The organism is Pantoea sp. CTOTU46764, from assembly GCF_031974595.1.
GTDB lineage: Bacteria > Pseudomonadota > Gammaproteobacteria > Enterobacterales > Enterobacteriaceae > Pantoea > Pantoea trifolii.
In genome coordinates this window covers 17,998-35,056 of the sequence record NZ_DALYOQ010000049.1, presented here as the reverse complement: position 1 = coordinate 35,056, position 17,059 = coordinate 17,998, and the positions used below count along the sequence as shown (strand labels likewise).

The 17,059-nt window shown below is 54.0% G+C and carries 14 protein-coding genes; 5 read left to right on the top strand and 9 right to left on the bottom strand.

The genetic code is table 11. The features are described 5' to 3' along the window. Positions 1-244: 244 nt before the first annotated feature. From ltaE to RTM06_RS15725, 3 genes are all read right to left on the bottom strand, one after another. Entirely contained in the window at positions 245-1,246 is a 1,002-nt protein-coding gene (ltaE, locus tag RTM06_RS15735) for a low-specificity L-threonine aldolase (RefSeq protein ID WP_256696075.1), read from the bottom strand. Between the two features lie 67 nt (positions 1,247-1,313). Then, the gene (gene poxB / locus RTM06_RS15730) at positions 1,314-3,035 is read right to left on the bottom strand and encodes a ubiquinone-dependent pyruvate dehydrogenase (RefSeq protein ID WP_312183421.1); all 1,722 of its coding nucleotides are present in this window, start codon (positions 3,033-3,035) and stop codon (positions 1,314-1,316) included. 103 nt (positions 3,036-3,138) lie between these two features. Further along, on the bottom strand, positions 3,139-4,035 hold the full coding sequence (locus RTM06_RS15725) for a lysine exporter LysO family protein (RefSeq protein WP_312183420.1): 897 nt from the start codon (positions 4,033-4,035) through the stop codon (positions 3,139-3,141). Between the two features lie 137 nt (positions 4,036-4,172). Here RTM06_RS15725 and RTM06_RS15720 point away from each other — a divergent pair, with 137 nt between their 5' ends. Further along, positions 4,173-5,813 carry an ATP-dependent endonuclease gene (locus RTM06_RS15720; protein WP_312183425.1) on the top strand — a complete coding sequence of 547 codons (1,641 nt, stop codon included), beginning with the start codon at positions 4,173-4,175 and terminating at the stop codon, positions 5,811-5,813. A 92-nt stretch (positions 5,814-5,905) separates the two neighbouring features. Here RTM06_RS15720 and cspD read toward each other — a convergent pair whose 3' ends face one another. After that, positions 5,906-6,133 (bottom strand): cold shock-like protein CspD, encoded by a 228-nt coding sequence (gene cspD / locus RTM06_RS15715; RefSeq protein WP_007887624.1) that lies wholly within the window; start codon positions 6,131-6,133, stop codon positions 5,906-5,908. Between the two features lie 323 nt (positions 6,134-6,456). On the opposite strand from cspD, the gene clpS reads away from it, so the two are divergent. Together clpS and clpA are read left to right on the top strand one after the other, a co-directional pair. Then, positions 6,457-6,777: an ATP-dependent Clp protease adapter ClpS gene (gene clpS, locus RTM06_RS15710; RefSeq protein ID WP_007887621.1), complete on the top strand. Its 321-nt coding sequence runs from the start codon at positions 6,457-6,459 to the stop codon at positions 6,775-6,777. A gap of 55 nt (positions 6,778-6,832) precedes the next feature. Further along, positions 6,833-9,112 (top strand): ATP-dependent Clp protease ATP-binding subunit ClpA, encoded by a 2,280-nt coding sequence (gene clpA, locus RTM06_RS15705; RefSeq protein ID WP_008102430.1) that lies wholly within the window; start codon positions 6,833-6,835, stop codon positions 9,110-9,112. 90 nt (positions 9,113-9,202) lie between these two features. Here the strand turns inward: clpA and infA are convergent, their stop codons facing one another. The 5 genes from infA to trxB all read right to left on the bottom strand — a co-directional run bounded on the left by infA (position 9,203) and on the right by trxB (position 15,107). Further along, a complete protein-coding gene (infA, locus tag RTM06_RS15700; protein WP_002211347.1) occupies positions 9,203-9,421 on the bottom strand; it encodes a translation initiation factor IF-1 in 219 nt (72 codons plus the stop codon). Between the two features lie 346 nt (positions 9,422-9,767). After that, a complete protein-coding gene (gene aat / locus RTM06_RS15695; protein WP_312183417.1) occupies positions 9,768-10,460 on the bottom strand; it encodes a leucyl/phenylalanyl-tRNA--protein transferase in 693 nt (230 codons plus the stop codon). 33 nt (positions 10,461-10,493) lie between these two features. Then, positions 10,494-12,224, bottom strand: a complete 1,731-nt coding sequence (cydC, locus tag RTM06_RS15690) for a heme ABC transporter ATP-binding protein/permease CydC (protein ID WP_312183415.1) — start codon at positions 12,222-12,224, stop codon at positions 10,494-10,496. After that, a complete protein-coding gene (gene cydD, locus RTM06_RS15685; RefSeq protein ID WP_312183414.1) occupies positions 12,224-13,996 on the bottom strand; it encodes a heme ABC transporter permease/ATP-binding protein CydD in 1,773 nt (590 codons plus the stop codon). Before cydD ends, cydC begins: the two co-directional genes overlap by 1 nt. Before the next feature lie 145 nt (positions 13,997-14,141). Next, positions 14,142-15,107 carry a thioredoxin-disulfide reductase gene (trxB, locus tag RTM06_RS15680; RefSeq protein WP_293795934.1) on the bottom strand — a complete coding sequence of 322 codons (966 nt, stop codon included), beginning with the start codon at positions 15,105-15,107 and terminating at the stop codon, positions 14,142-14,144. Positions 15,108-15,626: 519 nt separating this feature from the next. On the opposite strand from trxB, the gene lrp reads away from it, so the two are divergent. Together lrp and RTM06_RS15670 are read left to right on the top strand one after the other, a co-directional pair. After that, a complete protein-coding gene (lrp, locus tag RTM06_RS15675) occupies positions 15,627-16,121 on the top strand; it encodes a leucine-responsive transcriptional regulator Lrp (RefSeq protein ID WP_006118610.1) in 495 nt (164 codons plus the stop codon). Between the two features lie 119 nt (positions 16,122-16,240). Continuing rightward, on the top strand, positions 16,241-17,059 hold an 819-nt coding region (locus tag RTM06_RS15670), incomplete at its 3' end, for a DNA translocase FtsK 4TM domain-containing protein (RefSeq protein ID WP_312183413.1).

Genomic DNA, 17,059 nt, shown 5'->3' with positions numbered 1-17,059 from the left:
AGCGCTGAACGAAGCGAGGAAGCCAGGAGAGCCCGCAGGACGCGGGCGAAAGGCGAAGCCGGGACATGGAAGTCCCGTCTTCGCCGGTCCGTCAGGCAGACGAGCGTAGTGAAGGTACCGCACAAGCGGCGCGAGGACTGCCGGACCAAAAGTGACGTCGGCCAGCGCACTCATCGTTGGCTTGACGGACTAGCAGTGGTCGCCATAAATGGCGACCCTACAAAGTATGAATGCGCACCAGGATTTACTGCTGCAGGAACGCCTGCCAGTGCGCCACCAGCCGTTGCAGATCCTGACGGCTGACATCCAGATGCGTGACAATACGCGTCACGGGCCCGACGCTGATTAACACATCGCCCGACTGCATCCAGCTTTTCAGCGCTTCAACTTTCTCCGTTGGCACTTTCACAAACAGCATGTTGGTGTGCTGATTGATCACCTCAACGCCGATGGCACTGAGCTGCTCGCCTAACCACGCCGCGTTGTCATGATCGTCTTTGAGACGCGCGACATTGTGCTTTAATGCATACAGGCCCGCAGCGGCCAGAATGCCCGACTGACGCATTCCGCCGCCGGTCATTTTGCGCCAACGCCGCGCTTGCTCAATGTACGCTTCATCGCCACACAGCAGCGAACCAATCGGCGTGCCGAGTCCTTTTGACAGGCAGATGGTTAAGGTGTCGCAGTATCGCGCAATCGCTTCCAACTCAACATTCTGTTCCACCACGGCGTTAAAAATACGCGCGCCATCAATGTGCAGCGCCAGCTTCCGCTCGCGGGTGAATGTCCACGCTTGCTCCAGATAGCTCAGCGGCAGCACTTTGCCGTGATGGGTGTTTTCCAGGCTCAAGAGACGCGTGCGGGCGAAGTGGAAATCGTCGGGTTTGATGGCGGCGGCGACATCCGCCAGCGGCAGAGAGCCATCTGCGGCATGCAGAATCGGCTGCGGCTGAATGCTGCCGAGCACTGCCGCACCACCGGCTTCATATTTGTAATTGTGCGCCTGCTGACCCACGATATATTCATCACCGCGCTGGCAGTGACACAGCAGCGCTACCAGATTAGCTTGCGTGCCGGTGGGGAAGAACAGGGCGGCGGCTTTGCCGCTCAAGCGTGCGGCTTCGACTTCCAGTGCGTATACGGTGGGGTCATCGCGGTAGACATCATCGCCGGTTTCGGCTGCCATCATGGCATCGAGCATGGCAGCACTCGGGCGGGTTACGGTATCACTGCGTAAATCGATCACGTCGCTCTCCTGAAATAAAAAAGCGGGCAGAGCGCCCGCGTTATCATCATGTTTGGCCTGAATTGTTTTACCTCAGCCAGTTGGTTTTCGCCAGCTCCACTATCTCATCACCACGTCCATTCAGAATGGCGCGCATCATATAGAGGCTAAAACCTTTGGCCTGCTCGGCTTTGATCTGCGGCGGCATCGACAACTCTTCCTTGGCGGTAATCACGTCAAGCAGCACTGGACCGTCATGCGCAAAGGCTTCCTGCAGCGCGCCGTTAAGATCGGAGGCTTTCTTGACGCGAATGCCTTTGATACCGCAGGCGGCGGCGATGGCGGCGAAATCAGGGTTTTCGAGATCGGTGCCATCGGTTAGATAGCCGCCAGCTTTCATCTCCATCGCCACAAAGCCCAGCACGCTGTTATTGAAGATCACCAGTTTCACCGGCAGCTTCAGTTGCGCCACCGAAATGAAATCGCCCATCAACATGCTAAAACCACCGTCGCCACACAGCGCCACCACCTGACGCTGCTTGTCCAGCGACTGTGCGCCCAACGCCTGCGGCATGGCGTTGGCCATCGACCCGTGATTGAACGAGCCGATTAAACGACGTTTGCCGTTCATCTTCAGATAGCGCGCCGCCCACACGGTTGGCGTGCCGACGTCGCAGGTAAAGATCGCATCGTCATCGGCATATTCACTGATTTGCTGGGCCAGATATTGCGGATGAATCGCCAGCTTGTCATTGGCGGTGGCCAATTCGTCCAGCCCTTTACGTGCATCGACATAATGTGCCAGCGCTTTGTCCAGATGCTGGCGATCGGTTTTACTGCTGAGCTGCGGCTGCAGCGCATGCAAGGTGGTTTTAATGTCACCGACCAGCGCCATATCGACATGGCTGTGCGATCCGAGGCTGCCGGGATTGATGTCGATCTGAATGATTTTGGCATCGGCCGGATAGAAGGCGCGATAGGGGAACTGCGTCCCCAGCAGCACTAAGGTATCGGCGTTCATCATGGCGTGGAAACCAGAGGAAAAGCCAATCAATCCGGTCATGCCGACATCGTAAGGGTTGTCGTATTCGATGTGCTCTTTACCGCGCATCGCATGCACGATCGGCGCTTTCAGCGTTTCTGCCAGCTTCACCACTTCGGCGTGCGCGCCAGCGCAACCGCTGCCGCACAGCAGAGTGATATTTTCCGCTGCGTTCAGCGTTTCGGCTAAGGCAGACACTTCGCGGGCGTTAGGCACCACATGTGGCAGCTGCGGCGGATACCATTCGCTACGTGCGCTTTCCGGCGCCGGCTGCAACGCTACGTCGCCGGGGATCACAATCACCGACACGCCACGATTGAGAATCGCTTTACGCATCGCAATGCCCAGCACCTGCGGCAGCTGCTCCGGATTGGACACCAGCTCGCAATAGTGGCTGCATTCACGGAACAATTCTTGCGGATGAGTTTCCTGGAAGTAGCCGCTGCCGATTTCGCTGGAAGGGATGTGGGCGGCGATCGCCAATACCGGAACGTGGTTGCGGTGGCAATCAAACAAGCCGTTGATGAGATGCAGGTTGCCCGGTCCACAGGAACCGGCACATACCGCCAGCTCGCCGCTGATTTGTGCTTCAGCGCCAGCGGCGAAGGCCGCGACTTCTTCATGGCGTGTCGGCATCCATTCGATGGTGCCCATGCGATTCAGGCTGTCGCTCAGCCCGTTAAGTGAGTCACCGGTGACGCCCCAAATGCGTTTCACACCGGCGTTTTCCAGGGTTTTTGCCAGCATTGCTGCCACAGTTTGCTTCATCGTTATGCTCCTTTCTGGTGTTGAGCCATCCATGCCGATGGCGAAAACGTGTCAGTCAGAAAGCGTAGACGATGAAGCTGGCGTGCAGGCGTGAAAAAATGCGTTATGCCGAGAACAGGGCGATAAGGATTGGCGCCAGCAAACTCATAATAAAACCGTGCACAATCGCAGCGGGCACGATCTCCATGCCGCCGGTGCGTTGCAGGATTGGCAGCGTGAAATCCATTGAGGTTGCGCCGCTCAAGCCCAGCGTCATGCTGCGTTGACGGGTGATCAGCAGCGGGATCAGCATAATGGTGATCAGCTCACGCAGCAGGTCGTTGAAGAAGGCGGCGCTGCCTATCACCGGGCCAAACGATTCGCTCATCAGAATGCCGGAGAGCGAATACCAGCCGAAACCGCTGGCTAACGCCAGGCCGGTTTTAATCGGCAGATCTAATAGCAGTGCGGCAATCACGCCGCCCACCAGCGCACTGCACAGTGATACCAGCGCCACCAGCATGCCGCGCCGATTGATGGTGATTTGACGCAGCGTCATGCCGCTGCTGCGCAGCTGAATACCGACCAGCAATAGCATCAGCATCAACGCGTATTCACTGATGGTCGAGGCGTGACGCAGCGGCGCCCACTGACTCAAACCAAGCAGAAAGCCCGCCAGCACCGAACCGCACAGCTTAAGCGATTCCAGCGCCATATGCAGCCTTGACGGCAGCGCTTGAGGTTTGTGCTGATGACGCCACGGCCAGCGCCGCTCCAGCAGCCACAGCGCCAGCAGCGAGCAGGCAAGAATACTCAGCATACTTACCAGCGCGATGTGGAAAATGGCCAGCAGATTGCTGCTCAGGTTATCGAGAAACGCCAGGCTGGTGCCCATAAAGAACAGAATGATGTAGACCAGCGCGCTCAACGTGCGGCCAACCGCGTGTAAAAGTGTGGTGTGCCGCAGCGGCAGCAGATAGCCGAAAATCAGCGGCAAAAGGATGATAATCAATCCGTACATATGAGGTTTCTATCCATGATTGGCGGGCTGCCACGCTAGCGAAAAACGGTTGAAGTGTAAACCTTTTCCCCCGGCGCTGACTTGACCAACGCAGCGTGGCGGACCATGCTCAGGCAAAGCATCGGATGGAATGTATGATGATTCTGGAGCATATCGATATTCACGGTTTTCGCGGCATTAATCGGCTGTCATTGCCGTTGACCAACACCAATTTGCTGATTGGCGAAAATGCCTGGGGTAAATCGAGCCTGCTCGATGCCTTAACGCTGTTGCTGGCGCCCGCCGCCGAGCCCTATCAATTTACTGAACACGACTTCCACTTTCCTCCCGGCGATATTGATGCCCGCATGCGTCAGTTGCAGCTGGTATTTCGTTTTCGCGCTCAGAGCGATGATGAAAGCGCGTTGTTTCAGCCCTTCTGGCTGCACGATGAGCACGGCCGCTATATTCGCTTTAGCACTCGCGCTAAGCGTCAGGATCAGGGTGTAAAAACCACCTGGCGTTTCATCGATCAACATAACGATGTGTTGCCGCTGGCGGGCACCGACGCGGCGCTGGCACATCTGCGCGCTTTTTATCCGGTATTGCGTTTACGCGATGCGCGTTTTGGCCGTCGTAACCGCCATGCTGACAGCGATGTGGAACGCCGCGCGACGACGCTGACGGCACTGGCACAGGAAGTGGAAAATCTGACGCGTGATTTGGTGGTGCGGCCACAAATGCTAAGCGACGATCTGTTGCGTCAGGGGTTGCACACCATGCAGCAGCTGCTGGAACACTATTTTCTGGTGCAGAAGTCAGGCAGTAGCGCGCCGCGCGTGGCACCGGAAGTTCGTGATGGCAGCGAAGGTTGGCGATCGCTGGATAAACTAAACCACCTGATTGCCGGTACGGAATCGCGCAGTCGTCAGGTGATTTTGCTGCGTATGTTCTCGCTGTTGATTCAGGCGCACGGCAACGAACCGCTGCCGGCGGGCGCGCATCCGCTGCTGTTGGTGGAGGATCCAGAAACGCGGCTGCATCCCATCATGCTGTCGGTGGCGTGGAATTTACTGGAGCTGATGCCGCTGCAAAAAATCGCCACCACCAACTCGGGCGAACTGTTATCGCAGGTGCCGCTGGAGAATATCTGTCGGCTGGTGCGCGAACCTGCGCGCGTGGCGGCATGGCGTATTGGGCCCGAAGGTTTAAGTGCTGAAGAGAGCCGCCGTATCGGTTTCCACATCCGGGTGAATCGTCCTTCAGCACTGTTTGCCCGCTGCTGGCTGCTGGTGGAAGGCGAAACCGAAGTGTGGATTATCAATGAGCTGGCGCGGCAGCGTGGCTATCACTTCGCCGCAGAAGGGGTGAAAGTGATTGAGTTTGCGCAATCGGGTTTGAAACCGCTGCTGAAGTTTGCCCAACGCATGGGCATCGCCTGGCATGTGCTGACCGATGGCGACCAGGCGGGCAGCAAATATGCGGCTACCGCCCGCAGTCAGCTGCCATCAGCGGCGCGGGAAAGCGATCATCTCACGCAATTTCCGGCACCGGATATCGAACATTTTCTCTACAAGCAGGGTTTCAGCGATGTTTATCACCAGACGGCGCACCTGCCGTTAAACGCGCCGATGAATACGCGGCGTATTATTAGTAAAGCCATTCAGCACAGCTCGAAACCTGAGCTGGCGATTGCCGTCGCGATGGCTGCGGCTGAACGCGGGCCACAGGCGATTCCGCCGTTGCTGGATCAGCTGTTTGCGCACGTGATGTGGTTGGCGCGCGGTCGGGCGGATTGAGGAAAGGGTGAGATGCGCCAAATAAAAATGCCAGCGTCTGCGGCTGGCATTTTTTTTCGGGAGTGGTCAGAATATGTGAAACAGCATGCGCGTTAAGCGACCGCGGCTTGCGTGGCTTCACAGGGCACGATCAGGCTGGCATGATTGCCTTTTGGTCCTTCATGGACATCAAACTGAACCTGCTGGCCAGCTTTCAGCGTTCTGTATCCCTCCATCTGAATCGTGGAGTAGTGTGCGAAGATATCGTCGCCGCCGCTAATCGGACAGATAAACCCGAAGCCTTTGGCGTTGTTGAACCATTTTACTGTACCCGTCTCCATGCTTTTACTTCCCTCGCAAGACATTTTGATAAGTAGGTGAGGTCATTGAAGCTGTGAGTCGAGTTTGTTTAAAACTCAATCAGCTTGTGTTAGTAGAATGTAGAGAAACGGACCTTATCGTCAAGCAAACGGCCCTGGCGGACGCGGATAAATTCATCAAAATTTGAGGCAGTTAACGCTATTGCAAATTTTGTGATACAGGTCGCGCATGTGCTTTTAGGGCCAGTTTTTATCAACTGAAAACCTGCTTGACAGGCATGTTAAACTCTAGGATTGGGCGCAGAGATGTGCACAACCGTAACGCAGAATTTCGACGGAACATTATGGCAAACACAAACGACTGGCTTAATTTTGAACATCTAGCCGAAGATAAAGTACGCGAAGGGTTAAAGCCGCCTTCAATGTATAAAGTCATTCTGAACAATGACGATTATACACCTATGGAATTTGTTATTGACGTTCTGCAAAAGTTCTTTTCTTATGATATTGAACGTGCAACGCAGCTGATGTTGAAAGTTCACTACCATGGAAAAGCAATCTGTGGTGTATTCACTGCAGAAGTGGCGGAGACCAAAGTAGCCCAGGTGAACAATTACGCACGAGATAATGAACATCCGTTGCTGTGTACGCTAGAAAAAGCCTGAAGCCATCTCCATATAGGAGATAGGTTGTCAGAGCGATAATTGGGGGAGGTGCCAAATGCTCAATCAAGAACTGGAACTCAGTTTAAATATGGCTTTCGCCAGAGCGCGCGAGCACCGTCATGAGTTTATGACCGTCGAGCATCTGTTGCTGGCATTGCTCAGTAACCCGTCGGCCAGAGAGGCACTGGAAGCCTGCTCGGTGGATATCGTGGCTCTGCGTCAGGAACTCGAAGCCTTCATCGAACAAACCACGCCGGTGCTGCCTGCCAGTGAAGAGGAGCGCGATACCCAACCTACGCTCAGCTTCCAGCGCGTGTTGCAGCGCGCGGTATTCCATGTCCAGTCTTCCGGTCGCAGCGAAGTCGCAGGTGCGAACGTACTGGTTGCGATTTTCAGCGAGCAGGAGTCGCAAGCGGCTTATCTGCTGCGCAAACACGAAGTGAGCCGCCTCGATGTGGTGAACTTCATCTCCCATGGAACGCGTAAAGACGAACCCGGCCAGCCGCAGAACAATGCGGAGAATCCGGTTAACGAAGAGCAAGCAGGCGGGGAGGATCGTATGGAAAACTTCACCACCAATCTTAATCAGCTTGCTCGTGTCGGCGGAATCGATCCGCTGATCGGCCGCGATAAAGAGCTGGAACGTACTGTTCAGGTATTATGCCGTCGTCGTAAGAACAACCCGCTGCTGGTAGGCGAATCGGGCGTGGGTAAAACCGCGATTGCTGAAGGACTTGCCTGGCGCATTGTGCAGGGCGACGTACCGGAAGTGATGAAAGAGTGCACCATCTATTCACTCGACATCGGTTCGCTGCTGGCGGGTACCAAATACCGTGGTGATTTTGAAAAACGTTTCAAAGCGCTGCTAAAACAGCTGGAACAGGACAGTAACAGCATCCTGTTTATTGATGAAATTCATACCATTATCGGTGCCGGTGCGGCATCGGGTGGCCAGGTCGATGCGGCAAACTTGATCAAACCGTTGCTCTCCAGCGGTAAAATCCGCGTGATGGGTTCAACCACGTATCAGGAGTTCAGCAATATCTTTGAGAAGGATCGTGCGCTGGCGCGTCGTTTCCAGAAGATCGATATTACCGAGCCTTCTGTGGAAGAGACCGTGCAGATTCTTAACGGGCTGAAGCCGAAGTACGAAGCGCACCATGATGTGCGTTATACCGCGAAAGCGGTGCGTGCGGCGGTGGAGCTGGCGGTGAAATATATCAACGATCGTCATCTGCCGGATAAGGCCATTGACGTGATCGACGAAGCCGGTGCGCGTGCGCGTCTGGTGCCGGTCAGTAAGCGTAAGAAAACCGTCAACGTTTCGGATATCGAAACGGTGGTGGCGCGCATTGCGCGTATTCCTGAGCAGAGCGTGTCAGCAACCGATCGCGATACGCTGAAAAATCTCGGCGATCGTCTGAAGATGCTGGTGTTTGGTCAGGATAATGCGATTGAAGCACTGACTGAAGCGATCAAGATGAGTCGTGCAGGTTTGGGTCAGGATCGTAAACCGGTTGGTTCCTTCCTGTTTGCGGGCCCAACCGGTGTTGGTAAAACAGAAGTTACTGTCCAGTTAGCGAAAGCGCTGGGTATCGAGCTGCTGCGTTTCGATATGTCTGAGTATATGGAACGTCACACCGTCAGCCGTTTGATTGGTGCGCCTCCGGGTTACGTTGGTTTTGATCAGGGCGGTTTGCTGACCGATGCGGTAATCAAACATCCGCACGCTGTGGTGCTGTTGGATGAAATCGAGAAAGCGCACCCGGATGTCTTCAACCTGCTGCTGCAGGTGATGGACAACGGTATGTTGACCGATAACAACGGCCGCAAAGCAGACTTCCGTAACGTGGTGCTGGTGATGACCACCAACGCCGGTGTGCGTGAGACTGAACGTAAGTCGATTGGCCTGATTCATCAGGACAACAGTACCGACGCGATGGAAGAGATCAAAAAGATCTTCACGCCAGAGTTCCGTAACCGCCTCGACAACATTATCTGGTTCCGTCACCTGTCTCAGGAAGTGATTCATCAGGTCGTGGATAAGTTTATCGTCGAGTTGCAGGCTCAACTGGATGCGAAGGGCGTATCGCTGGAAGTTAGCGATGATGCGCGCGATTGGCTGGCTGATAAAGGTTACGACAAAGCGATGGGTGCGCGTCCGATGGCACGTGCAGTACAGGAAAATCTGAAGAAACCGTTGGCGAATGAACTGCTGTTTGGTTCACTGGTTGATGGTGGATCGGTATCAGTAGCGCTGGATAAAGATAAAAACCAGCTTACTTACCACTTCCTGAGTGCGGAGAAACGTAAAACCGAAGGTACTGTGCACTAAGCGAAATGCAGATATGAAAAAGGCCGGATGCGAATCCGGCCTTTTTTTCGCGCTATGTAAATATAACCATCGCGAGAGGTAAATATTTACTTAGCGACTACGGAAGACAATGCGGCCTTTGCTCAGGTCGTACGGGGTCAACTCGACAGTCACTTTGTCGCCCGTCAGGATGCGGATGTAGTTTTTGCGCATTTTACCGGAGATATGAGCGGTAACCACGTGCCCGTTTTCAAGCTCTACGCGGAACATGGTGTTCGGTAACGTATCCAGTACGGTACCTTGCATTTCAATATTGTCTTCTTTGGCCATCGAATCCTCTGGGTGTACTACCAAACTGTTGAACCGGCAAGATAATGCCGAATTCCATGATTTATGTAAAGAACCGTTGATGATTTTGCCAACGCTTCGCCGTGCGTCGCGCCGTTGCGCGTGCAGTACGGATAAATTAGGGTGTTTTTTGACGTCTGCGGGGGATTAGCGGGCTAAGAATCTGTAGCAATCGGCATCAGTTGCACAATCAAAACAGCTTCGGGAAATGTGTGAGATTCCCAACCTGGCAATTCCGGCTCGCCACAGCGAAGCGCGGACGACATACTAAACTCGCTTATTGTATCACTTTTGTCGGGAATTGTGTGCAAAACATCGGTGACCGATGTCAAAAAAGGGTTTGTGTGTGCCAGCAACTCTCGGAAACCGTTTGCCACGCCAGCGTTTGCACGTACTGCAGATAATCAACGCGAGGAATTTCCACCGCACCGAGGGACGCGGTATGCGGATTCAGCACCTGACAATCAATCAGCCGGCCCTGATGCGCGAGAAAATGTTGTGCGAACACCCAGAGCGCTGTTTTCGAGGCATTTTCCTGACGGCTGAACATCGATTCACCGCAAAAAATTTGCCCCAGCGCCAGGCCATACATCCCGCCGACCAGTTGCTGCTCGCACCAGACTTCAATCGAATGTGCGTGGCCCAGTTCGTACAACCGCAACCACGCTCGTTTCACTTCAAAAGTAATCCACGTGCCTTCCTGTCGACCACTGGCACAGCCTTCCAGCACCTGCGGAAACGCATGATTCATGGTGACGCGATACGGTGAGCGCTTATGGAAGCGCGCCATACTGCGGCTGAGATGGAAAGATTCTGGCAGCATTACCGCGCGGGGATCCGGCGACCACCAAAGAATCGGATCGCCCGGAGAAAACCACGGGAAAATGCCACGCTGATAAGCATTCATCAGGCGAGCAGGGGAGAGATCGCCGCCCATCGCCAATAATCCATTGGGCTCGCGCAGCGCCATTTCCGGTGGTGGGAAATTTAATGAATCTCGTGAAAGTTGTATCAGTCTCATTGCGTCAATCACACTCAGGGCTGTTGGCTAAGACTATAGCGTAAAGCGCTGATGGAAATGCCAGTAGCGGCCTGCTTTTGAGATTAATTCGGCGTGCGAACCGGATTCAATAATCTGTCCTTGATCCATAACGCAAATACGGTCCATGGCATCTAAACCGCTTAAGCGATGCGTCACCATAATCAGCGTTTTACCACGGGTGACGTGCTGCAATAGCGTCAGAATCTGCTGCTCGGTGCTGGCATCCAGACCTTCAGTGGGTTCATCCAGTAGCCACAAATCACCATCGTGCAGCAGGGCGCGCGCTATTGCCAGACGACGCAGTTCACCGCCGGATAATGGTCGACCGCCATCGCCCATCCATGCGTTCAATCCTCCGTTGTGTTCGGCCAGATGAACCAGACCGACCTTGTATAATGCATCAACCAGTTGCTCATCGCTGGCATCAGGTTTTGCCAGCAACAAATTGTCGCGTAGCGTTTGGCTAAACAGATGTACGCGCTGTGTTACCACGCTAATGCGGCTGCGCAGCGAAGCTTCATCCCATAAAGCGATATCGATGTCGTTGAGACTTATCGAACCTTGTTGCGCTTCCCAACCTCGGGTAATCAGCGCCAGCAGGCTGGATTTGCCGCAGCCGGTTGGACCGAGCAGCGCCAGATGTTCGCCTGCATTTAGCGATAGAGAGAAATGCTGCAACACCGGTTCAGGACGCTGCGGATAGCTGAAACTGATGTTTTCCATTTTCAGGTTAATACCTGAAGCACTACTGATTTTAGCGTGGGGAAAACGGATTGCAGCGGGCTGTTCAATGATTTCCTGTACCCGCTTAGCGGCGCTGGCCACCTGCGACAGTGGCAGAAACGCACCGGCAACCGGGGTCAGCGCTTCAAATGCCGCCAGTCCGCAAAACACAAACAGCGCGATAAATGCGCCTGGTGTACTGTTTCCCCCCACGCCATTGGCGGAAATCCATAACAACAGCGTCACCGTCGTGCCGCTGATGACCAGTAGCAGGCTTTGCGCCAGCGCCTGCAGGCGATGTTGCCTGCGTTGCGCCTGTTGCCAGTTAAGTTCTTCTTTATCAAGCTGGGCTCGCCACAGATGTGCAGCGCCATAAATTTTCAGCTCAGACAGGCCGGTAATCCAGTGCGTCAACTGCATGCGCCAGCTGGCCTGATGCTGGGCAATCTGGTGTCCGGCTGAAGTGCCAAGCCGCCAGAACAGCGGCGGCATGAGCAACAGCGTCAGTAGCATAATGCCGCCGAGCAGCAAAGCTAAGGGTACATCCAGTAGCGCCAAACCGCAGGTGACCACCACAATCACTACGGCTGCGCCAATTAACGGCGAGAGCACACGCAGGTAGAGATGATCGAGTGTATCGACGTCGCTGACAAAGCGGTTGAGTAATTCACCCTGACGAAAACGAGCCAGCTGTTCTGGCGCGAGGGTGATAAGTTTGCCAAAGGTAAACACGCGCAAATGTTGCAGCACACGGAAGGTGGCATCGTGGCTCACCAGACGCTCAAAATAACGCGCAGCCGTGCGGGTTATCGCTGTGCCGCGCACGCCGGCAGCGGGCAGCATGTAGTTGAACGTGTAAAGTCCTGTTACGCCCGCCAGTGAAGAGGCGGCGAGGAACCAGCCGGATAAGGTCAGCAGTCCAATACTGGCAAGCAAGGTTACGATGGCAAGAACAACGCCAAGCCCTAAACGCCATGGATGACGGCTAAAAAGACGCAGGAAAGGCAATAAATTGTTCATTACACGATCTCCTTTTGACGATGCTGCGCCATTTCCCGCAGTGGTCCATCTTGTTGTTCAATCAGCTCCTGCCAATGACCTTGTTGCACCAGTTGCCCCGCCTGCATCACCCACACTTCATCCCAACTCGCGAGCTCGTTAAGTTGGTGCGTGATCATCAGCGTGGTTTGCTGAGTGGCTGCTTGTTGCAAGGCATTGATGACATGCTGCTCGCTCTGACTATCCAGTCCGGAACCGGGCTCATCAAGCAGCAGCAGTTGTGCGGGTTTAAGCAAGGCACGCGCTACGGCGATACGCTGCGCCTGCCCAACGGAAAGGCCCACGCCACCATCGCCTAAAACGGTATCTAATCCTTGTGGCAGACGATCTAAAAACTCATCAACGCCCGCGCGTTGTAGAACCGACATGAGCGTAGCGTCATCAATGCGGCTATTGAGCAGCAGATTTTCACGCAGCGTTTGCGCGGGTAAATGGGGATTTTGGCCAACCCAGGCGATATGTTTTTGCCAGCTATCACGGCTAATATCGCGGAGCTCCTGTCCATTGACCTGCAGCGAACCATGATAAGGCAGGAAACCCAGTAAGACGTTCATTAGCGCGGTTTTCCCTGCGCCGCTTTGTCCTACCAACGCCACGCGTTTACCGGCGCTGAGAGTAAAATTCAGCGATTGAGACAGCGCTTCACCGCTGGCGGTCATTACCACCAGATCCTGCGCATGAAGGTGTAGCGGTGCCGTGAGGGAAAGCTCGCGAGAAGCGTGTTCTAAGGTTGGGTCGGGACTTTCACGGAGAAACTGGTCCAGCGCATCAGCTCCGCCAATCGCTTGCGCTTTGGCGTGATAAAAGGTGCCTAAGTCACGTAACGGCTGGAAAAATTCAGGCGCCAGAATTAAGGCCAGGAAACCGGCAAACAGGGTTACGCCGGTGCTGTAATGACCAAAATTCAGTTCGCCAAGGTAAGAGAAACCGAAGTAGACCGCGACGACAGCAATCGCCAGTGAGGCAAAAAACTCCAGCACGGCGGAAGAGAGAAATGCCAGGCGCAACACTTCCATGGTGCGCTGACGGAAATCGGTGGTGCTGGCGGCAATTGCCTCTTGCTCTGCCGCGCCGCGATAGAACAGGCGCAACGTTTCACGTCCACGCAGACGATCGTAAAAATCACCGCTCAGCCTTGCGAGAGCAACAAAGTTGCGGCGGTTGGCATCCGCCGCGCCCATACCAACCATCGCCATAAACAGAGGAATCAGTGGCGCGGTCACCAGCAGAATCAATCCTGCCGCCCAGTTAATCGGGAAAATGGCGATCAAAATAGCTAACGGAATGAAGACAGCTAGCGACATTTGTGGCAAATAGCGCGCGTAGTATTCCTGCATCTCTTCGATTTGTTCGAGCAGCAGCGTAGCCCAGCTGCCTGCGGGTTTACCCTGAATCCAGGCGGGACCGAGCACATTGAGGCGATCCAGAACCTGCTGACGCAGCGTACGGCGAATGGCGACGCCAGCGCGATGTCCTGCCATTTCGCGGGCATAATGCAATCCAGCACGTAAGACAAAGCACAGCAGCAGCAACAGAAAATCGGTGAGCAGTGAGGCGCGAGGTTGTTGCGCGACCAGCAGATTTTGCAGCAGTGAAGCCAGTAACCAGGCTTGGGCGATAATGACCAGTGCGCCAGCAAAACCCAACAGCGAAGCCACACGCAAGTTGCGTGCACCGTGATGACGTTGCTGACGGAGCCAGCGGAGAAGCTCTTGTTGCCGTGATTTGTTCATGCGATGCCGTTTGGTAACTCAAAAGAGATGTGAATCCCGGATGAAAACCCAGCAATGTCGGGCGCGTGAACTGTAGCACGCAGGTAACAAAAAAGGCGACCAAAACTGGCCGCCTTTAGGCGATTATGATCAGGTTATTAACAACTTACTTATCGTTTTTAACCAGTCCATCAAGGAAGCGTTCCGCATCCAGCGCAGCCATACAGCCGGTACCGGCAGAGGTAATGGCCTGGCGATAAATATGATCCATCACATCGCCGGCAGCGAACACGCCTGGGATGCTGGTTTGAGTGGCGTTACCATGCAAACCAGACTGCACTTTGATGTAGCCATTTTCTAAATCCAGCTGACCATCAAAGATTGCGGTATTTGGACTATGGCCGATAGCAACAAACAGACCAGCGACATCGATTGATTCCGCCGCTTCACCTTTGGTAGAAAGCAGTTTCAAGCCTGTCACGCCCATTTGATCGCCGACCACTTCGTCCAGCGTGCGATCGGTGTGCAGCACGATGTTGCCATTACGCACTTTTTCCATCAGACGGTCGATGAGGATTTTCTCCGCGCGGAAGCTGTCGCGACGGTGAATCAGATGCACTTCAGCGGCAATGTTAGCCAGGTAAAGTGCTTCCTCAACGGCAGTGTTGCCTCCACCAATCACGGCAACTTTCTGGTTGCGGTAGAAGAAACCGTCACAGGTCGCGCAAGCAGATACGCCTTTGCCTTTGAACGCTTCTTCTGATGGCAGACCGAGATAACGCGCTGAGGCGCCAGTTGCGATGATCAAGGCATCTGCAGTGTATTCACCGCTGTCGCCGACCAGACGGAACGGACGGTTCTGCAAATCGACGGTATGAATGTGGTCAAAAATGATCTCGGTGTTGAATTTCTCAGCATGCTCTTGCATGCGTTCCATCAACGCTGGACCGGTCAGATCGTTTGCATCGCCTGGCCAGTTCTCCACCTCGGTGGTGGTGGTGAGCTGACCCCCTTTTTCCAGCCCGGTGATTAATACCGGATTCAGGTTAGCGCGCGCTGCATATACCGCAGCAGTGTAACCGGCAGGGCCGGAGCCCAGAATGAGCAGCTTACTGTGTTTGGCCGTACTCATGCGTTCCTCAATTTTTCTGACAATATAGTTTTTGATTGTAGGGAAATTAACGTCGCAAAAAAAGGCTTCAGCAATTTTGTTAACAATCACTGCGAGCGGCGTAGACGATGAGTGTAAATTTTGCACGCGCGTTGCGCCAAAAGGGGGCAATGCTCGGCAATTAGTGGTGCAGCAGCATAAAAATTCTCATTTAAAAACAGCAACCCAGAACTCTATCTGGCATCTTGTACTGAATTTGGATGTTTTACTTTGACAATCGCCTGCGCTTTTGCGAAAACATTGGGAGAAGCAGAGAATATTTAGCGATTCAAAACAGAATTTCATTTCTGTTTTGGCCTTTTTAGCCGAATAAACTCAGCCTGACATTGGTAGTGACGCATGATGTGGACAGACAACATGCGTCATACGGATGGACGCGTTACTGCACAGGCTTATGGTCTTCACTTCAGTAAGGCCCTGAACAATGAGCGTTTTCAGGGTGTGGCAGGTAAAGGGAAGGAATTAAGAGAGACAATAATAATGGTAGACAATAAGAAACGCCCCGGAAAAGATTTAGATCGTATCGACAGAAATATTCTGAACGAACTGCAGAAAGACGGTCGAATTTCCAATGTCGAGCTTTCCAAACGTGTTGGATTATCGCCAACTCCTTGTCTTGAGCGCGTACGCCGCCTCGAACGTCAAGGCTTTATTCTGGGCTACACCGCGCAGCTCAATCCCCATTATCTGGATGCTTCATTGCTGGTTTTCGTTGAGATTACTCTGAATCGTGGTGCGCCAGATGTATTTGAACAATTTAACGCCGCTGTGCAAAAACTTGAGGAAACTCAAGAATGTCACCTCGTTTCCGGTGACTTTGACTACCTGCTTAAAACCCGCGTACCGGATATGTCCGCCTATCGTAAACTGCTGGGCGAAACCTTGCTGCGTCTGCCGGGCGTAAACGACACCCGTACTTACGTGGTGATGGAAGAGGTCAAACAGAGCAATCGTCTGGTGATCAAAACCCGGTAGTGCAGGGCAGGTGCAAAGCTTGCAGGATTTCGGTACACTCCTGTGAATTCATACAGGACCAGCGTCGGGCATGCCCGACGTTGTTGCCTTCTTAATTTACAGGCACCTGGAGAGTTCTCTTGAGCCAGGAATATACAGAAGATAAAGATGTTTCGTTACAACCGCTGAGCAGTGGACGTCGTCTGCTGGAAGCGTTGCTCATTCTTGTGGCCTTGTTCGCCATCTATTTGATGGTGTCGCTGGTTAGTTTTAACCCTTCAGATCCAAGCTGGTCACAAACCGCATGGCACGAACCTATCCATAATTTGGGTGGTAGCGTCGGCGCATGGCTGGCAGATACGCTATTGTTCATTTTTGGCGTGATGGCTTACGCCATTCCTCCCGTCATTATTGGTCTGTGTTGGATCACTTTCCGCCAACGCGATCGCCAGGATTACATTGACTACTTTGCTGTTGGTCTTCGCCTGATTGGCGTGCTGGCTCTTGTCGTGACGACTTGTGGTCTTGCGGCGCTGAACATTGATGACATCTGGTATTTTGCTTCCGGCGGCGTCATTGGCAGCCTGGTCAGCAATGCAATGGCACCTTGGTTCAGTTCGGCTGGTGGCACTTTAACGCTGCTGTGCGTCTGGGCTGCCGGGATCACCCTTTACACCGGTTGGTCATGGCTGACGATTGCCGAGAAGATCGGTGGCGTGGTGATGGGTGTTCTGACCTTTGCCAGCAACCGTTCACGCCATGATGAACCCTGGCAGGAAGAAGAATACGACGATGAAGAGCACGCTGATGAGGTGTCACCTTCAATGCCTGCTTTACAGCCTGCAAATGAAGAAGACGATGTCTTGTTAGCCAAACCGCGCAAGATCAGCGAACCCGTTGCTGCAGAGTTGGGCGACGATCCGCTGCTGGCGAAGGCCAGCGCGGCAACTGCTGCTGCG

Coding starts and splice junctions, on each gene's coding strand:
- poxB (WP_312183421.1), bottom strand. CDS start 3,035: ATGAAGCAAACTGTGGCAGCAATGCTGGCAAAAACCCTGGAAAACGCC.
- RTM06_RS15725 (WP_312183420.1), bottom strand. CDS start 4,035: ATGTACGGATTGATTATCATCCTTTTGCCGCTGATTTTCGGCTATCTG.
- RTM06_RS15720 (WP_312183425.1), top strand. CDS start 4,173: ATGATTCTGGAGCATATCGATATTCACGGTTTTCGCGGCATTAATCGG.
- cspD (WP_007887624.1), bottom strand. CDS start 6,133: ATGGAGACGGGTACAGTAAAATGGTTCAACAACGCCAAAGGCTTCGGG.
- clpS (WP_007887621.1), top strand. CDS start 6,457: ATGGCAAACACAAACGACTGGCTTAATTTTGAACATCTAGCCGAAGAT.
- clpA (WP_008102430.1), top strand. CDS start 6,833: ATGCTCAATCAAGAACTGGAACTCAGTTTAAATATGGCTTTCGCCAGA.
- infA (WP_002211347.1), bottom strand. CDS start 9,421: ATGGCCAAAGAAGACAATATTGAAATGCAAGGTACCGTACTGGATACG.
- aat (WP_312183417.1), bottom strand. CDS start 10,460: ATGAGACTGATACAACTTTCACGAGATTCATTAAATTTCCCACCACCG.
- cydC (WP_312183415.1), bottom strand. CDS start 12,224: ATGAACAATTTATTGCCTTTCCTGCGTCTTTTTAGCCGTCATCCATGG.
- cydD (WP_312183414.1), bottom strand. CDS start 13,996: ATGAACAAATCACGGCAACAAGAGCTTCTCCGCTGGCTCCGTCAGCAA.
- trxB (WP_293795934.1), bottom strand. CDS start 15,107: ATGAGTACGGCCAAACACAGTAAGCTGCTCATTCTGGGCTCCGGCCCT.
- lrp (WP_006118610.1), top strand. CDS start 15,627: ATGGTAGACAATAAGAAACGCCCCGGAAAAGATTTAGATCGTATCGAC.